The 22586-nt window shown below is 44.9% G+C and carries 32 protein-coding genes and 3 pseudogenes; 28 read left to right on the plus strand and 7 right to left on the minus strand.

Annotation, left to right across the window (positions count from 1 at the left end; genetic code table 11):
* Window positions 1-357: 357 nt before the first annotated feature.
* Window positions 358-540: a hypothetical protein gene (locus tag GF111_RS26360; RefSeq protein WP_224217787.1), complete on the minus strand. Its 183-nt coding sequence runs from the start codon at window positions 538-540 to the stop codon at window positions 358-360.
* 192 nt (window positions 541-732) lie between these two features.
* Window positions 733-921 (minus strand): hypothetical protein, encoded by a 189-nt coding sequence (locus tag GF111_RS26365; protein WP_003033726.1) that lies wholly within the window; start codon window positions 919-921, stop codon window positions 733-735.
* A gap of 123 nt (window positions 922-1044) precedes the next feature.
* Here GF111_RS26365 and GF111_RS26370 point away from each other — a divergent pair, with 123 nt between their 5' ends.
* The 11 genes from GF111_RS26370 to GF111_RS26420 all read left to right on the plus strand — a co-directional run bounded on the left by GF111_RS26370 (window position 1045) and on the right by GF111_RS26420 (window position 7552).
* Window positions 1045-1773: a hypothetical protein gene (locus GF111_RS26370; RefSeq protein WP_224217788.1), complete on the plus strand. Its 729-nt coding sequence runs from the start codon at window positions 1045-1047 to the stop codon at window positions 1771-1773.
* Between the two features lie 26 nt (window positions 1774-1799).
* Window positions 1800-2159: a phage/plasmid replication protein gene (locus GF111_RS26375; protein WP_224217789.1), complete on the plus strand. Its 360-nt coding sequence runs from the start codon at window positions 1800-1802 to the stop codon at window positions 2157-2159.
* A gap of 16 nt (window positions 2160-2175) precedes the next feature.
* Window positions 2176-2460: a DNA-binding protein G5P gene (locus GF111_RS26380; RefSeq protein ID WP_224217790.1), complete on the plus strand. Its 285-nt coding sequence runs from the start codon at window positions 2176-2178 to the stop codon at window positions 2458-2460.
* Between the two features lie 22 nt (window positions 2461-2482).
* On the plus strand, window positions 2483-2752 hold the full coding sequence (locus tag GF111_RS26385) for a hypothetical protein (protein WP_021563063.1): 270 nt from the start codon (window positions 2483-2485) through the stop codon (window positions 2750-2752).
* Window positions 2753-2763: 11 nt separating this feature from the next.
* Window positions 2764-3015 (plus strand): hypothetical protein, encoded by a 252-nt coding sequence (locus GF111_RS26390; RefSeq protein WP_071845394.1) that lies wholly within the window; start codon window positions 2764-2766, stop codon window positions 3013-3015.
* Window positions 3016-3299: 284 nt separating this feature from the next.
* On the plus strand, window positions 3300-3764 hold the full coding sequence (locus GF111_RS26395; RefSeq protein ID WP_154724288.1) for a hypothetical protein: 465 nt from the start codon (window positions 3300-3302) through the stop codon (window positions 3762-3764).
* Window positions 3713-4273: a hypothetical protein gene (locus tag GF111_RS26400; protein WP_154724289.1), complete on the plus strand. Its 561-nt coding sequence runs from the start codon at window positions 3713-3715 to the stop codon at window positions 4271-4273. Before GF111_RS26395 ends, GF111_RS26400 begins: the two co-directional genes overlap by 52 nt.
* Window positions 4274-4280: 7 nt before the next feature.
* Entirely contained in the window at window positions 4281-4958 is a 678-nt protein-coding gene (locus GF111_RS26405) for a hypothetical protein (RefSeq protein ID WP_121514002.1), read from the plus strand.
* A gap of 10 nt (window positions 4959-4968) precedes the next feature.
* A complete protein-coding gene (locus GF111_RS26410) occupies window positions 4969-5256 on the plus strand; it encodes a DUF2523 family protein (protein WP_003033743.1) in 288 nt (95 codons plus the stop codon).
* Between the two features lie 3 nt (window positions 5257-5259).
* On the plus strand, window positions 5260-6294 hold the full coding sequence (locus GF111_RS26415) for a zonular occludens toxin family protein (RefSeq protein WP_047715887.1): 1035 nt from the start codon (window positions 5260-5262) through the stop codon (window positions 6292-6294).
* A 43-nt stretch (window positions 6295-6337) separates the two neighbouring features.
* Window positions 6338-7552 (plus strand): type II secretion system protein GspD, encoded by a 1215-nt coding sequence (locus GF111_RS26420; RefSeq protein WP_154724290.1) that lies wholly within the window; start codon window positions 6338-6340, stop codon window positions 7550-7552.
* Window positions 7553-7924: 372 nt separating this feature from the next.
* On the opposite strand, the gene GF111_RS26425 is transcribed toward GF111_RS26420, so the two are convergent.
* From GF111_RS26425 to GF111_RS26440, 4 genes and pseudogenes are all read right to left on the minus strand, one after another.
* Entirely contained in the window at window positions 7925-8320 is a 396-nt protein-coding gene (locus GF111_RS26425; RefSeq protein ID WP_004143398.1) for a helix-turn-helix domain-containing protein, read from the minus strand.
* A gap of 48 nt (window positions 8321-8368) precedes the next feature.
* Window positions 8369-9714 (minus strand): annotated as a pseudogene (locus GF111_RS26430) (ISNCY family transposase).
* A 209-nt stretch (window positions 9715-9923) separates the two neighbouring features.
* The gene (locus GF111_RS26435; RefSeq protein ID WP_023277130.1) at window positions 9924-10190 is read right to left on the minus strand and encodes a hypothetical protein; all 267 of its coding nucleotides are present in this window, start codon (window positions 10188-10190) and stop codon (window positions 9924-9926) included.
* Between the two features lie 193 nt (window positions 10191-10383).
* Window positions 10384-10572, minus strand: a complete 189-nt coding sequence (locus tag GF111_RS26440) for a hypothetical protein (RefSeq protein ID WP_003033726.1) — start codon at window positions 10570-10572, stop codon at window positions 10384-10386.
* Window positions 10573-10695: 123 nt separating this feature from the next.
* On the opposite strand from GF111_RS26440, the gene GF111_RS26445 reads away from it, so the two are divergent.
* From GF111_RS26445 to GF111_RS26485, 10 genes and pseudogenes are all read left to right on the plus strand, one after another.
* Window positions 10696-11811, plus strand: a complete 1116-nt coding sequence (locus GF111_RS26445) for a phage/plasmid replication protein (RefSeq protein ID WP_047602324.1) — start codon at window positions 10696-10698, stop codon at window positions 11809-11811.
* A gap of 16 nt (window positions 11812-11827) precedes the next feature.
* Entirely contained in the window at window positions 11828-12118 is a 291-nt protein-coding gene (locus GF111_RS26450; protein WP_003033731.1) for a hypothetical protein, read from the plus strand.
* 17 nt (window positions 12119-12135) lie between these two features.
* Window positions 12136-12405 (plus strand): hypothetical protein, encoded by a 270-nt coding sequence (locus GF111_RS26455; protein ID WP_021563063.1) that lies wholly within the window; start codon window positions 12136-12138, stop codon window positions 12403-12405.
* 43 nt (window positions 12406-12448) lie between these two features.
* Complete coding sequence (locus tag GF111_RS26790) at window positions 12449-12667, plus strand: hypothetical protein (protein ID WP_370633558.1); 219 nt, start codon at window positions 12449-12451, stop codon at window positions 12665-12667.
* A gap of 85 nt (window positions 12668-12752) precedes the next feature.
* Window positions 12753-13418, plus strand: coding sequence for a hypothetical protein (locus GF111_RS26460; RefSeq protein WP_154724291.1), 666 nt, complete (start codon window positions 12753-12755; stop codon window positions 13416-13418).
* Complete coding sequence (locus tag GF111_RS26465; protein WP_154724292.1) at window positions 13367-14182, plus strand: hypothetical protein; 816 nt, start codon at window positions 13367-13369, stop codon at window positions 14180-14182. The genes GF111_RS26460 and GF111_RS26465 overlap by 52 nt, the downstream gene beginning before the upstream one ends.
* A gap of 41 nt (window positions 14183-14223) precedes the next feature.
* Complete coding sequence (locus GF111_RS26470; RefSeq protein ID WP_154724293.1) at window positions 14224-14613, plus strand: hypothetical protein; 390 nt, start codon at window positions 14224-14226, stop codon at window positions 14611-14613.
* Window positions 14614-14633: 20 nt separating this feature from the next.
* The gene (locus GF111_RS26475; RefSeq protein ID WP_370633559.1) at window positions 14634-14912 is read left to right on the plus strand and encodes a DUF2523 family protein; all 279 of its coding nucleotides are present in this window, start codon (window positions 14634-14636) and stop codon (window positions 14910-14912) included.
* A 3-nt stretch (window positions 14913-14915) separates the two neighbouring features.
* Window positions 14916-15949: pseudogene (locus GF111_RS26480) on the plus strand (zonular occludens toxin family protein).
* Window positions 15946-17208: a type II secretion system protein GspD gene (locus GF111_RS26485; RefSeq protein ID WP_047715891.1), complete on the plus strand. Its 1263-nt coding sequence runs from the start codon at window positions 15946-15948 to the stop codon at window positions 17206-17208. Before GF111_RS26480 ends, GF111_RS26485 begins: the two are co-directional and overlap by 4 nt.
* A gap of 385 nt (window positions 17209-17593) precedes the next feature.
* Here the strand turns inward: GF111_RS26485 and GF111_RS26490 are convergent, their stop codons facing one another.
* Window positions 17594-17860 carry a hypothetical protein gene (locus tag GF111_RS26490; protein WP_023277130.1) on the minus strand — a complete coding sequence of 89 codons (267 nt, stop codon included), beginning with the start codon at window positions 17858-17860 and terminating at the stop codon, window positions 17594-17596.
* 1263 nt (window positions 17861-19123) lie between these two features.
* On the opposite strand from GF111_RS26490, the gene GF111_RS26495 reads away from it, so the two are divergent.
* The 7 genes and pseudogenes from GF111_RS26495 to GF111_RS26795 all read left to right on the plus strand — a co-directional run bounded on the left by GF111_RS26495 (window position 19124) and on the right by GF111_RS26795 (window position 22583).
* Window positions 19124-19483 carry a phage/plasmid replication protein gene (locus GF111_RS26495; protein WP_224217789.1) on the plus strand — a complete coding sequence of 120 codons (360 nt, stop codon included), beginning with the start codon at window positions 19124-19126 and terminating at the stop codon, window positions 19481-19483.
* 77 nt (window positions 19484-19560) lie between these two features.
* Complete coding sequence (locus tag GF111_RS26500) at window positions 19561-19788, plus strand: DNA-binding protein G5P (RefSeq protein WP_224217791.1); 228 nt, start codon at window positions 19561-19563, stop codon at window positions 19786-19788.
* 17 nt (window positions 19789-19805) lie between these two features.
* Entirely contained in the window at window positions 19806-20075 is a 270-nt protein-coding gene (locus tag GF111_RS26505; RefSeq protein WP_021563063.1) for a hypothetical protein, read from the plus strand.
* An 11-nt stretch (window positions 20076-20086) separates the two neighbouring features.
* Entirely contained in the window at window positions 20087-20338 is a 252-nt protein-coding gene (locus GF111_RS26510; RefSeq protein ID WP_071845394.1) for a hypothetical protein, read from the plus strand.
* 85 nt (window positions 20339-20423) lie between these two features.
* Entirely contained in the window at window positions 20424-21764 is a 1341-nt protein-coding gene (locus GF111_RS26515; protein ID WP_154724295.1) for a hypothetical protein, read from the plus strand.
* A 130-nt stretch (window positions 21765-21894) separates the two neighbouring features.
* The gene (locus GF111_RS26520; RefSeq protein ID WP_154724293.1) at window positions 21895-22284 is read left to right on the plus strand and encodes a hypothetical protein; all 390 of its coding nucleotides are present in this window, start codon (window positions 21895-21897) and stop codon (window positions 22282-22284) included.
* Between the two features lie 10 nt (window positions 22285-22294).
* Window positions 22295-22583, plus strand: a pseudogene (locus GF111_RS26795) (DUF2523 family protein).
* Window positions 22584-22586 lie beyond the last annotated feature (3 nt).

The following is a 22586-nucleotide window of genomic DNA, read 5'->3' on the forward strand; positions in this document are numbered from 1 at the left end:
ACAGCATTATGGCGTCAGCCATAATAATTCCCGGCACTGCAAAGCCTGTTTTTCATTCCGGCGTACTCAGAAGCGATACGGATGGCTGACGGTCGAAGACGAAAGAACGTACCAGCGATGACCGTTTAATGCCGTGGTGACGGTTACAGGCTGATTTCTGGCTTATCTGCGCACTGGTGCGCATAATGTGTGACTCGTTATGTTGAAAAGGCCGCTGCGAAAATAGAATCCCGCAGCGGCCTCTTTAGCATAACGTCATTATGCGCATTAGGGCGTCATTCCTCAGGGTTTCTTCTTCCAATCCCCTGTTTTTCATGGCTTTCTTTATCATGTTAAAGTAGTGGTTTTCTGCCGCATCTACAATTTTTCCCATGCTGCGCCTTTCTGGCCATCACGTCCGTCCAGACCTTCACCTTCTGGCCTCTCCATTTTTACAAAATTGTAGATTGTTTTTACGAGGAATCTTGCTAATTCTGCTCTTGCTACGGGGCTGTCATTCTCTGTTTCATTAAGTACTTGTATTATCTGGTCTTTGTTCATTACCTATACCTTTTATAGTGTGTCATTTGATCTTTGCATAATGGCGTATTTTTGTTTAATCGTTTGACGTCCAGCTTATCTTAATTCCGATTTCGCAAGCTCTGCTGTTGTTCGTTTTTTCGCCGCGAAGCGGTTCGGGGTTCTGTGACACCCGAACTTTAGTACGGTTTCCCGTATTTTCTTCCTGCTCGCTTATTTTTTTTTGCTTTCTGTCTTCAGGAACTTGCGGTAGTCGTCTTCTGTGATCGTCTCTAGCCCTTTGGCGATTATCCATTCGAGCATTTTGGTATCTTTAACTGGAACAGCTAGGGTTGATACCGCTCTAACGGTTTCTTTCTCTATTTTTCGCCATTGAACATCGTTTATGTGCTTTGTAGGCATGCTCTTTCCTCATTCTGCAAGCCTTTCATCATATCTCTAAATTCTTAGAAATGTTGACACTTAGTTTCTCAGGTCTTATAAAAGCACCATGAAATAATTTCTGAGAATCTAAGAAAGGGCGCAATGTTCTTCGACTGGTTAAGTATTGAACAGGATTTCGGCTTTCAACTTCCTATTCTCTCGGATGTTGCTTACCAGCGTATTCATCTTGAAAGTGGTGAGGCTAGTGCGCTTTCTCAGCCAACTTTTCAGCACCGGGGATCTTTCTGTGATGTCGTTTCTATTTCTATCCGTGGATCTGTTCTAAAAATGACGGGCAACCCTTCGCGGTGGGGGCGGCTTGATAATTTATTTGGCTTACCTACCGTTGATGCTTGCGTTATGGTTTTCAATAAGATCCTTCTTGATCTTAAATTGCCTGTTTTTACAAAATGCACTCGTTTAATGCCCGGTCAGTCTAAAGAAACCGAAAAAGCTCATATGGTCAGTGATGGGGCGTTAATTAAAGAGCTTCACATAACATCTAATAAATCTGTTGGCAAAGGGAATGAGGATGATTATATTTCAGGGCTTTCGACTCAACCCTATAGGAATAGTGTACCACGGTTGCATTCTAACGGTAAATCTGTTGACTGGTTGTCTAAAAAAGGGAATGTTAATCTTATTTATCCGACTGTATATAATAAGTCACATGAGATTGAGTTACATAGTTTATTAAAAATAAAAAATAAATTCTCTGAGCAGTCAAAAGAGTTTAATTATATTGTTAGTGTGATTGATTATTGTAAGGAAAATGGAATAGTCAGATTTGAACAAAAATTGAAGTCTCGTTTATTCAAAAACACTCTCTAGGTTTTTGGGGGTTATCTGATTATTCTGTGTTAAATAAGTTACATTCTGATTTTCTGGCGCTTGATGAAAAGTTATCGGTGAATGCTATGGATTTTGAAACTATTAGTGAACATCTTATTACCCGTGGAATAGTTGAAACTACACGGGCAGCTAATACTACAGCTATGTACGCGATCCAATGGTTTCATGGTCATATTTTTGATTTAAGTAAAAATCAAGTTCGTATTCATCGGGCAAGACTCCGCAAGATTGGTATTGACATTGCGCAAAAATGTAATGTTTCGAAATTCTCTCTTGTTGTTGTCAAGCAAACGCGAGAGATTAAAGTGTCTGATTGTGTTATTCCATCGTGGTATGTAAAACCGTCTCATTTACGAGTTGCATAGAATATAAGGTGTTATTATGAGTAATTTACTTAATTTAGAAACTACTGTTACCGGAAAGATTAAACGTTTTAATAATAGTGGCGGTTTTTATTATACAACAATTGTTTCTCCTGCGGCTGATGCTTATAGCTTTCCGCCTGTCATTCGTATTAAATCAAAGAAATCACTAGGCCGTATTGGTGATGAAATTACCGATGTACATTGCCGCATTACTGGTTATGAACGGAGTTTCCATACACTGATAAGCAAACAGGTGAGCAGTCTAAAGGGTATAACGTTGATATGCTGCTTGAATTATTAGAATGAGCTAAGGCGATACTTTTATGTCAGATGAGGTAATCATCAGGACAAAATACTGCAATCCGAATATGAGTTTTGGCAGCCCTGACGGATGCGATGAAGTGACTTTGAAATTACCGAAGTCAGAAGTCGTTAAATTACAGTCTTCGGTAGTTTCTCAGGATAAGCCTGTTCCCGATATTGATTATTCAGTCGCGGCTCAATTCTGGGGACTGGCTTTTACGACAACCTTTTTCCTGTGGCTCTTTGCAAAGGGAATAGGTGAAATTCTTAAACACGTAAGAAATGCATAAAAGGAGTTTTTATGTTTGGTAAGACTAAACAGGCTTTAACCCGTATTGGTGCTTTTACTCTGGCAGTTGCTGCACCTGCTGTATTTGCTGCTGATCCGGTGCATGGTGGCAGTGGAAACGGCATTGATCTCTCTTCGCTGACCAACAGCGTTAATTTCGGTTCTGTACTGACCGGGATTATGGCGGTAGCGGGTTCTCTGATTGTTCTGTATGCAGGTTCGGCGGGTGTTCGCTGGATTTTGCGTATGGTTCGTGGCGCTTAATTCATAAAGGTAAGGGGCGTAACAGCCCTTTATATTTATGGCTCAATATCTTTTTGATTTTATGTGTTTTTTATGGGGGCTTTTATGCGCCTGGGCGGTCATTCAGGGTCTGGAAAGTTAGGTATTACTATATTGTCTTTACTGGTTTCATCCGGTGTACATGCTGATGCAGTAACAGCAGACGGATTTGGACGTGTAATCCAGCAAATGGTTGAAACCCGTGAAGCTCAGGTTGTTTCTCAATCTGCGGGCGTGTATTCGCAACGGGTGCCAGTTCTCTCGGTATGGGCGCGGGTATCGCTGTCGCTGCGGAGGTTATACGCGAACGTCCTGACGTTTTTGATTCAATCCGCATGTGTGGCGAGAAAGTGGGTAATCCTCAGCTTTGCACCGGAACGTCAGTTTTCGCGGCTGCTTATGGCCTTGCGAAGCATACAATTGACGATTCGATATCTACGGGTATTTCAGGTTTTGGCAGTAATATGATGGCTGCCGGACAGACAACATGGGGATTGCTGGGGCAGGCTGCGGGTGTTATTTCCGTTGCTGACCTTGCTTTAAAGCAGGGCGCAAAAGCTGTTGAATATATTACAAGTGGAATAAAACAGGATGATGGAACTTATTTACTTAATTTGTCCAATGGCGCTACTGTTACTTCTTCTGTTGCACCTTCACTAAAAGCCCTGTTGCTGTTTATTTGCCCTCTGATGCTACTGGCTTTTCTGCGAAGAATATTCAGGACTCGATAAGCCCTTATAATCATCAGGTTAAACCTGTTCAGATTGCGCCAACCTATTACAATATTGATGCACCACCGCCGATAAGCCAGCCATTTCCGAATGATGTATATCGTGTGTCAGTTAAGGGTACTAAATATCCTTATTCGACTGATATCAGGGATGCAAAGGGCGATGCTGTACTTGTCAGTGATAATCCGGTAATGATTGCGCTTTATAAGTCGATTAATGGTTATTCTCATTCCAATGTGACTTATCATGAGGCTTCTGACGACAATAACTTACATATCAGGATGCCAAGAAATTTTAAGGTTTATTCGGTTTCCGTTAAAGACTTTCAGTATGAAAAGCCGAATCCTTATTTTGGTGGATATTCATCGATTGTCACTGTTGTTTTATCTGTTGCGACAACAACGGTTACGCTTGAAAATTCATGGATTTATGTAAAAGCGAGAAAGTACCTGCGCCGGGCAGTACGGCTGATAATCCAAAATGCAGTGGAAAAGTATTTGCCACCCTGAGAAGGCCGTGTATAAAACGACGAATGATGTTCAGGATGTTAAAGACCAGATATTTTTTAATACAGAATTTGATACATCAAATTTACCTCAGGTAATTAATGGCGAGGTTATTGATAATATAGATTTCAAGCCAGAGGAACAGTTAAACCCGGCTGCGCTGGTTAATCTTATTAATGGCCTTGCAGGTCAGACTGTTGTTCAGGAAGGATATCAGGGGATACCGCTTGATAAACCTTTTACGGCGGCTGAACTGACGGCTGCGGCTAATGCTGTTGGCGTAAAACTTGATAAGGGCTTGCTTTATAGTCCTGTTGTTGTTCCTCAGTCATGGGTCAACGCCAGACCGGGGGCGGGAACGGATACTGGTGTTCATCCTGGCACAGGCACTGATACCGATACTTCTGTTGATTTAGGCGAAGACCCCGGCATTAAAGCGCCGGAACTTGAAAAACCGCCTACAGGTGAGGAAATTCTCAAGCCAATTACGGAATTAATGCCGGACATTAAAAACCTGAGTATTTCATCGAAGGATGTACAGTGCCCGGTGTGGTCGTTCGAACTCTGGGACAATAAATATTCCATTGATTCACACTGCGAACTTCTGGAAAAAATCAGGCCACTTCTGAAAGCGGTATTCCTGCTTATCTGGGGCATTATTTCGCTGCGTATCATTCTGACGGCGTGACGGAGGCGTTATGTTCGGTATTCTGGTTTCAGCCTTTAACGTGGCGCTGGGTTTTGTGCTGCGAACTGTGGTTGTCAAATTTATTTTGTTCTTTGGCCTGTACTTTGTCGTACAGGCGTTTGTTCCGGTTCTGGCGTCATTGCTGCCAAAGTCTGTTGATATTGCCGGGTTATTTTCTTCACTGCCTGACAGCGTATGGTATTTCGTGAATCTGTTTATGGTCACGGAAGGGATTAAACTGATGTTTTCAGCATTGTTAACGCGCTTTATTATTCGTCGCATTCCTCTGATTGGTTAATTTATGGCTATTTCTGCGTATGTGGGTATTCCGGGTAGCGGTAAATCTTACGAAGTAGTGGCAAGCGTCATTATTCCCGCCTGTATCGCGGGGCGTCGCATTGTCAGTAATATTTACGGCCTTGCCACGCAAAGTATTTATGATTACTGCGTTGATATTAAAAAGGCAGACAGGGAATCACTTGGTGAAATTTTACTTGTTCAGAATGAAGACGTTCAGAACGATAATTTCTTTCCCTACAAAACGGATTCAGGCATTGCGGATGATACGTTCTGCCGTCCGGGGGATTTAATCTGTATTGATGAAGCATGGCGCATATGGGAGAACGATAAAGGGATTCCTGCAAATCATCGCTCTTTCATTGCAGAACATCGCCATTTTGCCGATGAAAAAACGGGCGTAACCTGTGATTTAGTGGTTATGAATCAGTCTGTTGCCAACCTTCCGCGATTCATTAAAGACCGGGTGGAAACAACGTATCGCATGAGTAAGCATGTGGCGCTGGGTCTGCATAACCGCTACCGTGTGGACGTATTTACGGGTATCAAACTGTTTAAGTCGAATCTGACGAACAGTTATCAGAATAAATATGACAAGGCGATATTCCCCCTATATAAATCCCATGAGAACGGGCAGGGAAGGGAACTTGTCACCGATAAACGTCAGAATATTTTCAGTTCTAAAATGTTGTGGTTTAAAGCTGTCGGGTTACTGATTCTGGCGGTAATTGCCATTTTTTATCTGTTCTGGTTTTTCACGTCAAACGGTAATTCAGAGCCTGAACAGCAGACTAAAGATTTACCCGCCGCAAATAATTCAGCGTCTTTTGTACCTGCCGCGCCATCTAAGCCCGTTGTGTCGGACAAATGGCGACTTGCCGGACGGCTTAAACGCGATGGTCAGGCATGGGTTGTTGTTGCAGACACGTCAGGCAGATTGCGTATAGAGCCGGCTTCGCAGTTCAGCTTTGACGGCATGATGATGACGGGTGAAATCGACGGCGAAACGGTGACGGTTTATTCAGGGGCGATACGATGAAGCTGATAACAGGTTTACTTTTTTTACTGGTTCCGGGCTGGTTATGGCGAAGGGCGTTAGTCTGGAGCTCAACGCTGTTCCGCTGCCGCAGGCGCTGAACATGATTTACGTTCAGGTGCTCGATAAGCCGTTTATGCTTGACCCGGAGCTTGCCAAATCCGATAAGGTGGTGACGTTCCGTATCACGCCGGATATCGATGAACGGGCATTTATTAAGCGCTATCTCGGCAACATGAACATTGCGATTTACAACAAACAGGGCATTGACTACGTGGCGCCGTTCACGCCGAAAGCGTATGTGCCGCCGCAGGAGACCTTTGTTTATCGGCCTCGCTTCCGTTCCGTGGCGTATCTGTCTGACATTCTGGCCGGACAGTTTACCGGGCAGTTTAACAGTCAGCGTAACTCGTTACCGTCCGGGCAGATATCGCCGGAAGCGGCCGTAGCGGGTACGGCATCGGACTTTATGAACCGTACCGGGGATGTGCTGGTTTATTATGGCCGGAAGTCAGAGATTAAGCGGTTGCAGACGCTTTTACCGCTGATTGATACTGCCTCTGAAGAAGTGATTGTCGCAGCTTACGTGTTTGAGGTTCAGACCAGTGAGCGTAACGGTTCCGGGCTGGCACTGGCGGCGAAGCTGCTTTCCGGCAAGCTGAATATACAGATTGGCGCGTCTGGCGGCTTTGATAACTTTATCCGGGTGAATACAGGCTCTCTTGATGCGCTGTATGAGCTTTTCAGGACGGACAGTCGTTTTCATGTCGTCAGTTCCCCGCGGCTCAGGGTGAAGGATGGCGCATCTGCCACGTTTTCAGTCGGTAACGAGGTTCCGGTGCTGGGTCAGGTGAGCTACGCCGACAACAGGCCGATCCAGTCGATTGAATACCGCTCCAGTGGCGTTATCCTCGACGTGAAACCGCAAATCCGGACTGACAATATTGACCTTGTGATTAAGCAGCAGCTTTCCAGCTTTGCGAAGACGGATACGGGCGTGAATAACAGCCCGACGCTGATTAAGCGCGAGGTGAATACGGAGGTATCAGCGGCTGACGGGGATATTATTCTGCTGGGTGGCCTGGCTGAATCGAAGGTCACAAACGCCGATACCGGGTTCAGCTTTCTGCCAAAAGGCTGGCTCACCAGTTCATCTGACGAGAAGAACAAGACGGATATTCTTGTCGTGTTACAGGCGAAAAAAGTCAGGCGCGCCAGCGCCGCGCACGCACCGAGTTCCCACGAGGAGCGCGCGCGGTGATGGTGGCGACGGACGTATCATGCGGTGACGTGGCGGCATATCCGTTTTTTATGCCGTCAGGCATGGGAGGCGCTTAGCGCCGGAAGCCCCGCAGCGAAGCGAGGACATAAACAGCATTATGGCGTCAGCCATAATAATTCCCGGCACTGCAAAGCCTGTTTTTCATTCCGGCGTACTCAGAAGCGATACGGATGGCTGACGGTCGAAGACGAAAGAACGTACCAGCGATGACCGTTTAATGCCGTGGTGACGGTTACAGGCTGATTTCTGGCTTATCTGCGCACTTGTCTAGCCAATGTTGAAATGTCGTGCTGAAAACAAAGCTGACCTGACGTCAGTGGAGAGTCTGGACAATGCCTTTTTAAGGTTGAGTCAGGCTTTGGAGGAAGAACGTGGTTGCCAGGTTTTCTCGGCTATCATCAGTTTACGTACGGTCTCTTTTGAAATCCGGACACCGTATTCTGTGGTCAGAATTCGCCAGATGGCTGACGGATTCATACCCCGGCCGCGTGAGCGAATAAGCTGCAGTGCCTGATCTCTGATGGTGGTGTTTAACTGATGATTGCCGGGCTTTCCACGGCGCCGGCTGACCAGACCGGCTGGCCCCAGCTCGCGATAGCGCTTAATCAGGCGGGAGCACTGACGACGGGTGAGCTCCATGGACTCTGCCACTTCTGCCAGCGTGATTTCCCGCGCCATATAGGCTTCAATCAAATCCAGGCGTAGCGCTTCGTGAAGTGTCAGGAGCACTGGTTTGTTGTCGTCCATTTTTCTCTCATCTGTCGGCCATATCAGATCCACAGGTGAGGGAAGGGCTCATCGCTTCAGGCTGGGGATAAAATCCTGCGGACTGGCCAGCACCGGGTTGATCGCCCTGAGCTCTTCCAGTGCACGCTCCTGAGCGCGCCTGCGGGGCATTTTTGTACTGCGCATTCGCTTTCCTTCAGCCTCCAGCTCGTCCTGTTTCTGCTGTGCCAGCCTCAGAACGGCACCCAGTCGTTTGTTATCAACAACCGCCCCCTGATCAACGCAGGTCAGTTTATCGAAAATCTTATAACCCAGTGGCCGGTGCTGATGCCGGAAAGTAATGCTTCCGTCAGGGTAATCATAAACGGTAATTTTTTCACCTGCTATGCGCGTATTTTGTTCGGTGGGTTCAATGATATACATGACTTTATCATACTGAAAAGTCAGTGCTTTCGATAAGGTCCGCAGCTCCTGCCAGGCGAAGATATCATTCAGCTCCAGTGGACTCTGTGTGACCGCACGGTGCAGATCTTTAGGGTATTTTGCCGGCCGGGAGAAACGACGGTTAAAATCAGACATGAAATGTTCAATCCACTGATTGGCTTCAGCAACCGAGCTGATGTTCTGCAGGCGCATCTCTTTAATCAGTCGATCCTGGAGCGTTTTATTTACCCGTTCCACGCGACCTTTTGCCTGGCTGCTGTTGGCACAAATCAATTCGATCGCCAGTTCCCGGAGAGCCCGTCCGAACTGGGTTGTGCCGGTACGTCGGCTCTCGGGTCCGCTGACCCTGAACACCGCATGCTTGTCGCTGTAAAATGCGACAGGTTTACCATGTTTATCAATGTATTGCCGGGTAGCCATCATGTAGTCAAACGCGTTTTCTGAATCACAGAATCGCAGGTGCATCAGGCGACCTGTGGCGTCATCCATGAAGACCAGAAGACAGCATTTTGGGCTCTTCCTTCGAACCAGTCATGGTGAGAGCCATCGATCTGAACCAGTTCGCCGAAACAGTCGCGACGATAGCGCGGCTGGTAAACCCGGGTTCGCCGGCGGGAATGAGGACGCCAGAGACCGTCGGCTGTCATCCAGTTACGGATGGTTTCAACGGAGAGATATATATGATGGCGTTCAGCCAGTTTTTCGGTTGCGAGCGTTGGGCCAAAATCTGAATAGTGGCACCGGATCAAATCCAGGGCTTTACAGCGTGTTTCTTCATCGATCCGGTTGTTTGCAGGACGTCCACGGCGGGAAGATGCAAATGCGGTTGCGCCATCTGTCCGGTACAGACGCACAAGACGCTGCACCTGACGAACACTGAGCTTAAGTATGTCTGCTGCGTCGCGCTGAAGCAAAGCCCGGTCAAATACTCGCTGAATGATGCCAAGCCGGTAAAGTTCTTTGTCTGTCATAGTCACCAACATAAGATCGCGGTCCTGTGCTGAGCAAAATGAAGGCTTAGCGTACACGACGCGTGTGAATTGTGCTGAGACGACAATAACGCTTTGTGCTGACAACCTTGGTGCGCATAATGTGTGACTCGTTATGTTGAAAAGGCCGCTGCGAAAATAGAATCCCGCAGCGGCCTCTTTAGCATAACGTCATTATGCGCATTAGGGCGTCATTCCTCAGGGTTTCTTCTTCCAATCCCCTGTTTTTCATGGCTTTCTTTTATCATGTTAAAGTAGTGGTTTTCTGCCGCATCTACAATTTTTCCCATGCTGCGCCTTTCTGGGCCATCACGTCCGTCCAGACCTTCACCTTCTGGCCTCTCCATTTTTACAAAATTGTAGATTGTTTTTACGAGGAATCTTGCTAATTCTGCTCTTGCTACGGGGCTGTCATTCTCTGTTTCATTAAGTACTTGTATTATCTGGTCTTTGTTCATTACCTATACCTTTTATAGTGTGTCATTTGATCTTTGCATAATGGCGTATTTTTGTTTAATCGTTTGACGTCCAGCTTATCTTAATTCCGATTTCGCAAGCTCTGCTGTTGTTCGTTTTTTTCGCCGCGAAGCGGTTCGGGGTTCTGTGACACCCGAACTTTAGTACGGTTTCCCGTATTTTCTTCCTGCTCGCTTATTTTTTTTTGCTTTCTGTCTTCAGGAACTTGCGGTAGTCGTCTTCTGTGATCGTCTCTAGCCCTTTGGCGATTATCCATTCGAGCATTTTGGTATCTTTAACTGGAACAGCTAGGGTTGATACCGCTCTAACGGTTTCTTTCTCTATTTTTCGCCATTGAACATCGTTTATGTGCTTTGTAGGCATGCTCTTTCCTCATTCTGCAAGCCTTTCATCATATCTCTAAATTCTTAGAAATGTTGACACTTAGTTTCTCAGGTCTTATAAAAGCACCATGAAATAATTTCTGAGAATCTAAGAAAGGGCGCAATGTTCTTCGACTGGTTAAGTATTGAACAGGATTTCGGCTTTCAACTTCCTATTCTCTCGGATGTTGCTTACCAGCGTATTCATCTTGAAAGTGGTGAGGCTAGTGCGCTTTCTCAGCCAACTTTTCAGCACCGGGGATCTTTCTGTGATGTCGTTTCTATTTCTATCCGTGGATCTGTTCTAAAAATGACGGGCAACCCTTCGCGGTGGGGGCGGCTTGATAATTTATTTGGCTTACCTACCGTTGATGCTTGCGTTATGGTTTTCAATAAGATCCTTCTTGATCTTAAATTGCCTGTTTTTACAAAATGCACTCGTTTAATGCCCGGTCAGTCTAAAGAAACCGAAAAAGCTCATATGGTCAGTGATGGGGCGTTAATTAAAGAGCTTCACATAACATCTAATAAATCTGTTGGCAAAGGGAATGAGGATGATTATATTTCAGGGCTTTCGACTCAACCCTATAGGAATAGTGTACCACGGTTGCATTCTAACGGTAAATCTGTTGACTGGTTGTCTAAAAAAGGGAATGTTAATCTTATTTATCCGACTGTATATAATAAGTCACATGAGATTGAGTTACATAGTTTATTAAAAATAAAAAATAAATTCTCTGAGCAGTCAAAAGAGTTTAATTATATTGTTAGTGTGATTGATTATTGTAAGGAAAATGGAATAGTCAGATTTGAACAAAAATTGAAGTCTCGTTTTATTCAAAAACACTCTCTAGGTTTTTGGGGGTTATCTGATTATTCTGTGTTAAATAAGTTACATTCTGATTTTCTGGCGCTTGATGAAAAGTTATCGGTGAATGCTATGGATTTTGAAACTATTAGTGAACATCTTATTACCCGTGGAATAGTTGAAACTACACGGGCAGCTAATACTACAGCTATGTACGCGATCCAATGGTTTCATGGTCATATTTTTGATTTAAGTAAAAATCAAGTTCGTATTCATCGGGCAAGACTCCGCAAGATTGGTATTGACATTGCGCAAAAATGTAATGTTTCGAAATTCTCTCTTGTTGTTGTCAAGCAAACGCGAGAGATTAAAGTGTCTGATTGTGTTATTCCATCGTGGTATGTAAAACCGTCTCATTTACGAGTTGCATAGAATATAAGGTGTTATTATGAGTAATTTACTTAATTTAGAAACTACTGTTACCGGAAAGATTAAACGTTTTAATAATAGTGGCGGTTTTTATTATACAACAATTGTTTCTCCTGCGGCTGATGCTTATAGCTTTCCGCCTGTCATTCGTATTAAATCAAAGAAATCACTAGGCCGTATTGGTGATGAAATTACCGATGTACATTGCCGCATTACTGGTTATGAACGGAGTTTCCCATACACTGATAAGCAAACAGGTGAGCAGTCTAAAGGGTATAACGTTGATATGCTGCTTGAATTATTAGAATGAGCTAAGGCGATACTTTTATGTCAGATGAGGTAATCATCAGGACAAAATACTGCAATCCGAATATGAGTTTTGGCAGCCCTGACGGATGCGATGAAGTGACTTTGAAATTACCGAAGTCAGAAGTCGTTAAATTACAGTCTTCGGTAGTTTCTCAGGATAAGCCTGTTCCCGATATTGATTATTCAGTCGCGGCTCAATTCTGGGGACTGGCTTTTACGACAACCTTTTTCCTGTGGCTCTTTGCAAAGGGAATAGGTGAAATTCTTAAACACGTAAGAAATGCATAAAAGGAGTTTTTATGTTTGGTAAGACTAAACAGCTTTAACCCGTATTGGTGCTTTTACTCTGGCAGTTGCTGCACCTGCTGTATTTGCTGCTGATCCGGTGCATGGTGGCAGTGGAAACGGCATTGATCTCTCTTCGCTGACCAACAGCGTTAATTTCGGTTCTGTACTGACCGGGATTATGGCGGTAGCGGGTTCTCTGATTGTTCTGTATGCAGGTTCGGCGGGTGTTCGCTGGATTTTGCGTATGGTTCGTGGCGCTTAATTCATAAAGGTAAGGGGCGTAACAGCCCCTTTATATTTATGGCTCAATATCTTTTTGATTTTATGTGTTTTTTATGGGGGCTTTTATGCGCCTGGGCGGTCATTCAGGGTCTGGAAAGTTAGGTATTACTATATTGTCTTTACTGGTTTCATCCGGTGTACATGCTGATGCAGTAACAGCAGACGGATTTGGACGTGTAATCCAGCAAATGGTTGAAACCCGTGAAGCTCAGGTTGTTTCTCAATCTGCGGGGCGTGTATTCGCAACGGGTGCCAGTTCTCTCGGTATGGGCGCGGGTATCGCTGTCGCTGCGGAGGTTATACGCGAACGTCCTGACGTTTTTGATTCAATCCGCATGTGTGGCGAGAAAGTGGGTAATCCTCAGCTTTGCACCGGAACGTCAGTTTTCGCGGCTGCTTATGGCCTTGCGAAGCATACAATTGACGATTCGATATCTACGGGTATTTCAGGTTTTGGCAGTAATATGATGGCTGCCGGACAGACAACATGGGGATTGCTGGGGCAGGCTGCGGGTGTTATTTCCGTTGCTGACCTTGCTTTAAAGCAGGGCGCAAAAGCTGTTGAATATATTACAAGTGGAATAAAACAGGATGATGGAACTTATTTACTTAATTTGTCCAATGGCGCTACTGTTACTTCTTCTGTTGCACCTTCACCTAAAAGCCCTGTGCTGTTTATTTGCCCTCTGATGCTACTGGCTTTTCTGCGAAGAATATTCAGGACTCGATAAGCCCTTATAATCATCAGGTTAAACCTGTTCAGATTGCGCCAACCTATTACAATATTGATGCACCACCGCCGATAAGCCAGCCATTTCCGAATGATGTATATCGTGTGTCAGTTAAGGGTACTAAATATCCTTATTCGACTGATATCAGGGATGCAAAGGGCGATGCTGTACTTGTCAGTGATAATCCGGTAATGATTGCGCTTTATAAGTCGATTAATGGTTATTCTCATTCCAATGTGACTTATCATGAGGCTTCTGACGACAATAACTTACATATCAGGATGCCAAGAAATTTTAAGGTTTATTCGGTTTCCGTTAAAGACTTTCAGTATGAAAAGCCGAATCCTTATTTTGGTGGATATTCATCGATTGTCACTGTTGTTTTATCTGTTGCGACAACAACGGTTACGCTTGAAAATTCATGGGATTTATGTAAAAGCGAGAAAGTACCTGCGCCGGGCAGTACGGCTGATAATCCCAAAATGCAGTGGAAAAGTATTTGCCACCCTGAGAAGGCCGTGTATAAAACGACGAATGATGTTCAGGATGTTAAAGACCAGATATTTTTTAATACAGAATTTGATACATCAAATTTACCTCAGGTAATTAATGGCGAGGTTATTGATAATATAGATTTCAAGCCAGAGGAACAGTTAAACCCGGCTGCGCTGGTTAATCTTATTAATGGCCTTGCAGGTCAGACTGTTGTTCAGGAAGGATATCAGGGATACCGCTTGATAAACCTTTTACGGCGGCTGAACTGACGGCTGCGGCTAATGCTGTTGGCGTAAAACTTGATAAGGGCTTGCTTTATAGTCCTGTTGTTGTTCCTCAGTCATGGGTCAACGCCAGACCGGGGGCGGGAACGGATACTGGTGTTCATCCTGGCACAGGCACTGATACCGATACTTCTGTTGATTTAGGCGAAGACCCCGGCATTAAAGCGCCGGAACTTGAAAAACCGCCTACAGGTGAGGAAATTCTCAAGCCAATTACGGAATTAATGCCGGACATTAAAAACCTGAGTATTTCATCGAAGGATGTACAGTGCCCGGTGTGGTCGTTCGAACTCTGGGACAATAAATATTCCATTGATTCACACTGCGAACTTCTGGAAAAAATCAGGCCACTTCTGAAAGCGGTATTCCTGCTTATCTGGGGCATTATTTCGCTGCGTATCATTCTGACGGCGTGACGGAGGCGTTATGTTTCGGTATTCTGGTTTCAGCCTTTAACGTGGCGCTGGGTTTTGTGCTGCGAACTGTGGTTGTCAAATTTATTTTGTTCTTTGGCCTGTACTTTGTCGTACAGGCGTTTGTTCCGGTTCTGGCGTCATTGCTGCCAAAGTCTGTTGATATTGCCGGGTTATTTTCTTCACTGCCTGACAGCGTATGGTATTTCGTGAATCTGTTTATGGTCACGGAAGGGATTAAACTGATGTTTTCAGCATTGTTAACGCGCTTTATTATTCGTCGCATTCCTCTGATTGGTTAATTTATGGCTATTTCTGCGTATGTGGGTATTCCGGGTAGCGGTAAATCTTACGAAGTAGTGGCAAGCGTCATTATTCCCGCCTGTATCGCGGGGCGTCGCATTGTCAGTAATATTTACGGCCTTGCCACGCAAAGTATTTATGATTACTGCGTTGATATTAAAAAGGCAGACAGGGAATCACTTGGTGAAATTTTACTTGTTCAGAATGAAGACGTTCAGAACGATAATTTCTTTCCCTACAAAACGGATTCAGGCATTGCGGATGATACGTTCTGCCGTCCGGGGATTTAATCTGTATTGATGAAGCATGGCGCATATGGGAGAACGATAAAGGGATTCCTGCAAATCATCGCTCTTTCATTGCAGAACATCGCCATTTTGCCGATGAAAAAACGGGCGTAACCTGTGATTTAGTGGTTATGAATCAGTCTGTTGCCAACCTTCCGCGATTCATTAAAGACCGGGTGGAAACAACGTATCGCATGAGTAAGCATGTGGCGCTGGGTCTGCATAACCGCTACCGTGTGGACGTATTTACGGGTATCAAACTGTTTAAGTCGAATCTGACGAACAGTTATCAGAATAAATATGACAAGGCGATATTCCCCCTATATAAATCCCATGAGAACGGGCAGGGAAGGGAACTTGTCACCGATAAACGTCAGAATATTTTCAGTTCTAAAATGTTGTGGTTTAAAGCTGTCGGGTTACTGATTCTGGCGGTAATTGCCATTTTTTATCTGTTCTGGTTTTTCACGTCAAACGGTAATTCAGAGCCTGAACAGCAGACTAAAGATTTACCCGCCGCAAATAATTCAGCGTCTTTTGTACCTGCCGCGCCATCTAAGCCCGTTGTGTCGGACAAATGGCGACTTGCCGGACGGCTTAAACGCGATGGTCAGGCATGGGTTGTTGTTGCAGACACGTCAGGCAGATTGCGTATAGAGCCGGCTTCGCAGTTCAGCTTTGACGGCATGATGATGACGGGTGAAATCGACGGCGAAACGGTGACGGTTTATTCAGGGGCGATACGATGAAGCTGATAACAGGTTTACTTTTTTTACTGGTTCCGGGGCTGGTTATGGCGAAGGGCGTTAGTCTGGAGCTCAACGCTGTTCCGCTGCCGCAGGCGCTGAACATGATTTACGTTCAGGTGCTCGATAAGCCGTTTATGCTTGACCCGGAGCTTGCCAAATCCGATAAGGTGGTGACGTTCCGTATCACGCCGGATATCGATGAACGGGCATTTATTAAGCGCTATCTCGGCAACATGAACATTGCGATTTACAACAAACAGGGCATTGACTACGTGGCGCCGTTCACGCCGAAAGCGTATGTGCCGCCGCAGGAGACCTTTGTTTATCGGCCTCGCTTCCGTTCCGTGGCGTATCTGTCTGACATTCTGGCCGGACAGTTTACCGGGCAGTTTAACAGTCAGCGTAACTCGTTACCGTCCGGGCAGATATCGCCGGAAGCGGCCGTAGCGGGTACGGCATCGGACTTTATGAACCGTACCGGGGATGTGCTGGTTTATTATGGCCGGAAGTCAGAGATTAAGCGGTTGCAGACGCTTTTACCGCTGATTGATACTGCCTCTGAAGAAGTGATTGTCGCAGCTTACGTGTTTGAGGTTCAGACCAGTGAGCGTAACGGTTCCGGGCTGGCACTGGCGGCGAAGCTGCTTTCCGGCAAGCTGAATATACAGATTGGCGCGTCTGGCGGCTTTGATAACTTTATCCGGGTGAATACAGGCTCTCTTGATGCGCTGTATGAGCTTTTCAGGACGGACAGTCGTTTTCATGTCGTCAGTTCCCCGCGGCTCAGGGTGAAGGATGGCGCATCTGCCACGTTTTCAGTCGGTAACGAGGTTCCGGTGCTGGGTCAGGTGAGCTACGCCGACAACAGGCCGATCCAGTCGATTGAATACCGCTCCAGTGGCGTTATCCTCGACGTGAAACCGCAAATCCGGACTGACAATATTGACCTTGTGATTAAGCAGCAGCTTTCCAGCTTTGCGAAGACGGATACGGGCGTGAATAACAGCCCGACGCTGATTAAGCGCGAGGTGAATACGGAGGTATCAGCGGCTGACGGGGATATTATTCTGCTGGGTGGCCTGGCTGAATCGAAGGTCACAAACGCCGATACCGGGTTCAGCTTTCTGCCAAAAGGCTGGCTCACCAGTTCATCTGACGAGAAGAACAAGACGGATATTCTTGTCGTGTTACAGGCGAAAAAAGTCAGGCGCGCCAGCGCCGCGCACGCACCGAGTTCCCACGAGGAGCGCGCGCGGTGATGGTGGCGACGGACGTATCATGCGGTGACGTGGCGGCATATCCGTTTTTTATGCCGTCAGGCATGGGAGGCGCTTAGCGCCGGAAGCCCCGCAGCGAAGCGAGGACATAAACAGCATTATGGCGTCAGCCATAATAATTCCCGGCACTGCAAAGCCTGTTTTTCATTCCGGCGTACTCAGAAGCGATACGGATGGCTGACGGTCGAAGACGAAAGAACGTACCAGCGATGACCGTTTAATGCCGTGGTGACGGTTACAGGCTGATTTCTGGCTTATCTGCGCACTGGTGCGCATAATGTGTGACTCGTTATGTTGAAAAGGCCGCTGCGAAAATAGAATCCCGCAGCGGCCTCTTTAGCATAACGTCATTATGCGCATTAGGGCGTCATTCCTCAGGGTTTCTTCTTCCAATCCCCTGTTTTTCATGGCTTTCTTTTATCATGTTAAAGTAGTGGTTTTCTGCCGCATCTACAATTTTTCCCATGCTGCGCCTTTCTGGGCCATCACGTCCGTCCAGACCTTCACCTTCTGGCCTCTCCATTTTTACAAAATTGTAGATTGTTTTTACGAGGAATCTTGCTAATTCTGCTCTTGCTACGGGGCTGTCATTCTCTGTTTCATTAAGTACTTGTATTATCTGGTCTTTGTTCATTACCTATACCTTTTATAGTGTGTCATTTGATCTTTGCATAATGGCGTATTTTTGTTTAATCGTTTGACGTCCAGCTTATCTTAATTCCGATTTCGCAAGCTCTGCTGTTGTTCGTTTTTTTCGCCGCGAAGCGGTTCGGGGTTCTGTGACACCCGAACTTTAGTACGGTTTCCCGTATTTCTTCCTGCTCGCTTATTTTTTTTTGCTTTCTGTCTTCAGGAACTTGCGGTAGTCGTCTTCTGTGATCGTCTCTAGCCCTTTGGCGATTATCCATTCGAGCATTTTGGTATCTTTAACTGGAACAGCTAGGGTTGATTACCGCTCTAACGGTTTCTTTCTCTATTTTTCGCCATTGAACATCGTTTATGTGCTTTGTAGGCATGCTCTTTCCTCATTCTGCAAGCCTTTCATCATATCTCTAAATTCTTAGAAATGTTGACACTTAGTTTCTCAGGTCTTATAAAAGCACCATGAAATAATTTCTGAGAATCTAAGAAAGGGCGCAATGTTCTTCGACTGGTTAAGTATTGAACAGGATTTCGGCTTTCAACTTCCTATTCTCTCGGATGTGCTTACCAGCGTATTCATCTTGAAAGTGGTGAGGCTAGTGCGCTTTCTCAGCCAACTTTTCAGCACCGGGATCTTTCTGTGATGTCGTTTCTATTTCTATCCGTGGATCTGTTCTAAAAATGACGGGCAACCCTTCGCGGTGGGGGCGGCTTGATAATTTATTTGGCTTAACCTACCGTTGATGCTTGCGTTATGGTTTTCAATAAGATCCTTCTTGATCTTAAATTGCCTGTTTTTTACAAAATGCACTCGTTTAATGCCCGGTCAGTCTAAAGAAACCGAAAAAGCTCATATGGTCAGTGATGGGGCGTTAATTTAAAGAGCTTCACATAACATCTAATAAATCTGTTGGCAAAGGGAATGAGGATGATTATATTTCAGGGCTTTCGACTCAACCCTATAGGAATAGTGTACCACGGTTGCATTCTAACGGTAAAATCTGTTTGACTGGTTGTCTAAAAAAGGGAATGTTATCTTATTTATCCGACTGTATATAATAAGTCACATGAGATTGAGTTACATAGTTTATTAAAAATAAAAAATAAATTCTCTGAGCAGTCAAAAGAGTTTAATTATATTGTTAGTGTGATTGATTATTGTAAGGAAAATGGAATAGTCAGATTTGAACAAAAATTGAAGTCTCGTTTTATTCAAAAACACTCTCTAGGTTTTTGGGGGTTATCTGATTATTCTGTGTTAAATAAGTTACATTCTGATTTTCTGGCGCTTGATGAAAAGTTATCGGTGAATGCTATGGATTTTGAAACTATTAGTGAACATCTTATTACCCGTGGAATAGTTGAAACTACACGGGCAGCTAATACTACAGCTATGTACGCGATCCAATGGTTTCATGGTCATATTTTTGATTTAAGTAAAAATCAAGTTCGTATTCATCGGGCAAGACTCCGCAAGATTGGTATTGACATTGCGCAAAAATGTAATGTTTCGAAATTCTCTCTTGTTGTTGTCAAGCAAACGCGAGAGATTAAAGTGTCTGATTGTGTTATTCCATCGTGGTATGTAAAACCGTCTCATTTACGAGTTGCATAGAATATAAGGTGTTATTATGAGTAATTTACTTAATTTAGAAACTACTGTTACCGGAAAGATTAAACGTTTTAATAATAGTGGCGGTTTTTATTATAACAATTGTTTCTCCTGCGGCTGATGCTTATAGCTTTCCGCCTGTCATTCGTATTAAATCAAAGAAATCACTAGGCCGTATTGGTGATGAAATTACCGATGTACATTGCCGCATTACTGGTTATGAACGGAGTTTCCCATACACTGATAAGCAAACAGGTGAGCAGTCTAAAGGGTATAACGTTGATATGCTGCTTGAATTATTAGAATGAGCTAAGGCGATACTTTTATGTCAGATGAGGTAATCATCAGGACAAAATACTGCAATCCGAATATGAGTTTTGGCAGCCCTGACGGATGCGATGAAGTGACTTTGAAATTACCGAAGTCAGAAGTCGTTAAATTACAGTCTTCGGTAGTTTCTCAGGATAAGCCTGTTCCCGATATTGATTATTCAGTCGCGGCTCAATTCTGGGGACTGGCTTTTACGACAACCTTTTTCCTGTGGCTCTTTGCAAAGGGAATAGGTGAAATTCTTAAACACGTAAGAAATGCATAAAAGGAGTTTTTATGTTTGGTAAGACTAAACAGGCTTTAACCCGTATTGGTGCTTTTACTCTGGCAGTTGCTGCACCTGCTGTATTTGCTGCTGATCCGGTGCATGGTGGCAGTGGAAACGGCATTGATCTCTCTTCGCTGACCAACAGCGTTAATTTCGGTTCTGTACTGACCGGGATTATGGCGGTAGCGGGTTCTCTGATTGTTCTGTATGCAGGTTCGGCGGGTGTTCGCTGGATTTTGCGTATGGTTCGTGGCGCTTAATTCATAAAGGTAAGGGGCGTAACAGCCCCTTTATATTTATGGCTCAATATCTTTTTGATTTTATGTGTTTTTTATGGGGGCTTTTATGCGCCTGGGCGGTCATTCAGGGTCTGGAAAGTTAGGTATTACTATATTGTCTTTACTGGTTTCATCCGGTGTACATGCTGATGCAGTAACAGCAGACGGATTTGGACGTGTAATCCAGCAAATGGTTGAAACCCGTGAAGCTCAGGTTGTTTCTCAATCTGCGGGGCGTGTATTCGCAACGGGTGCCAGTTCTCTCGGTATGGGCGCGGGTATCGCTGTCGCTGCGGAGGTTATACGCGAACGTCCTGACGTTTTTGATTCAATCCGCATGTGTGGCGAGAAAGTGGGTAATCCTCAGCTTTGCACCGGAACGTCAGTTTTCGCGGCTGCTTATGGCCTTGCGAAGCATACAATTGACGATTCGATATCTACGGGTATTTCAGGTTTTGGCAGTAATATGATGGCTGCCGGACAGACAACATGGGGATTGCTGGGGCAGGCTGCGGGTGTTATTTCCGTTGCTGACCTTGCTTTAAAGCAGGGCGCAAAAGCTGTTGAATATATTACAAGTGGAATAAAACAGGATGATGGAACTTATTTACTTAATTTGTCCAATGGCGCTACTGTTACTTCTTCTGTTGCACCTTCACCTAAAAGCCCTGTTGCTGTTTATTTGCCCTCTGATGCTACTGGCTTTTCTGCGAAGAATATTCAGGACTCGATAAGCCCTTATAATCATCAGGTTAAACCTGTTCAGATTGCGCCAACCTATTACAATATTGATGCACCACCGCCGATAAGCCAGCCATTTCCGAATGATGTATATCGTGTGTCAGTTAAGGGTACTAAATATCCTTATTCGACTGATATCAGGGATGCAAAGGGCGATGCTGTACTTGTCAGTGATAATCCGGTAATGATTGCGCTTTATAAGTCGATTAATGGTTATTCTCATTCCAATGTGACTTATCATGAGGCTTCTGACGACAATAACTTACATATCAGGATGCCAAGAAATTTTAAGGTTTATTCGGTTTCCGTTAAAGACTTTCAGTATGAAAAGCCGAATCCTTATTTTGGTGGATATTCATCGATTGTCACTGTTGTTTTATCTGTTGCGACAACAACGGTTACGCTTGAAAATTCATGGGATTTATGTAAAAGCGAGAAAGTACCTGCGCCGGGCAGTACGGCTGATAATCCCAAAATGCAGTGGAAAAGTATTTGCCACCCTGAGAAGGCCGTGTATAAAACGACGAATGATGTTCAGGATGTTAAAGACCAGATATTTTTTAATACAGAATTTGATACATCAAATTTACCTCAGGTAATTAATGGCGAGGTTATTGATAATATAGATTTCAAGCCAGAGGAACAGTTAAACCCGGCTGCTGGTTAATCTTATTAATGGCCTTGCAGGTCAGACTGTTGTTCAGGAAGGATATCAGGGGATACCGCTTGATAAACCTTTTACGGCGGCTGAACTGACGGCTGCGGCTAATGCTGTTGGCGTAAAACTTGATAAGGGCTTGCTTTATAGTCCTGTTGTTGTTCCTCAGTCATGGGTCAACGCCAGACCGGGGGCGGGAACGGATACTGGTGTTCATCCTGGCACAGGCACTGATACCGATACTTCTGTTGATTTAGGCGAAGACCCCGGCATTAAAGCGCCGGAACTTGAAAAACCGCCTACAGGTGAGGAAATTCTCAAGCCAATTACGGAATTAATGCCGGACATTAAAAACCTGAGTATTTCATCGAAGGATGTACAGTGCCCGGTGTGGTCGTTCGAACTCTGGGACAATAAATATTCCATTGATTCACACTGCGAACTTCTGGAAAAAATCAGGCCACTTCTGAAAGCGGTATTCCTGCTTATCTGGGGCATTATTTCGCTGCGTATCATTCTGACGGCGTGACGGAGGCGTTATGTTCGGTATTCTGGTTTCAGCCTTTAACGTGGCGCTGGGTTTTGTGCTGCGAACTGTGGTTGTCAAATTTATTTTGTTCTTTGGCCTGTACTTTGTCGTACAGGCGTTTTGTTCCGGTTCTGGCGTCATTGCTGCCAAAGTCTGTTGATATTGCCGGGTTATTTTCTTCACTGCCTGACAGCGTATGGTATTTCGTGAATCTGTTTATGGTCACGGAAGGGATTAAACTGATGTTTTCAGCATTGTTAACGCGCTTTATTATTCGTCGCATTCCTCTGATTGGTTAATTT

This window comes from Serratia sp. HRI, assembly GCF_010119335.3.
GTDB classification, from domain to species: Bacteria; Pseudomonadota; Gammaproteobacteria; order Enterobacterales; family Enterobacteriaceae; genus Serratia; species Serratia nevei.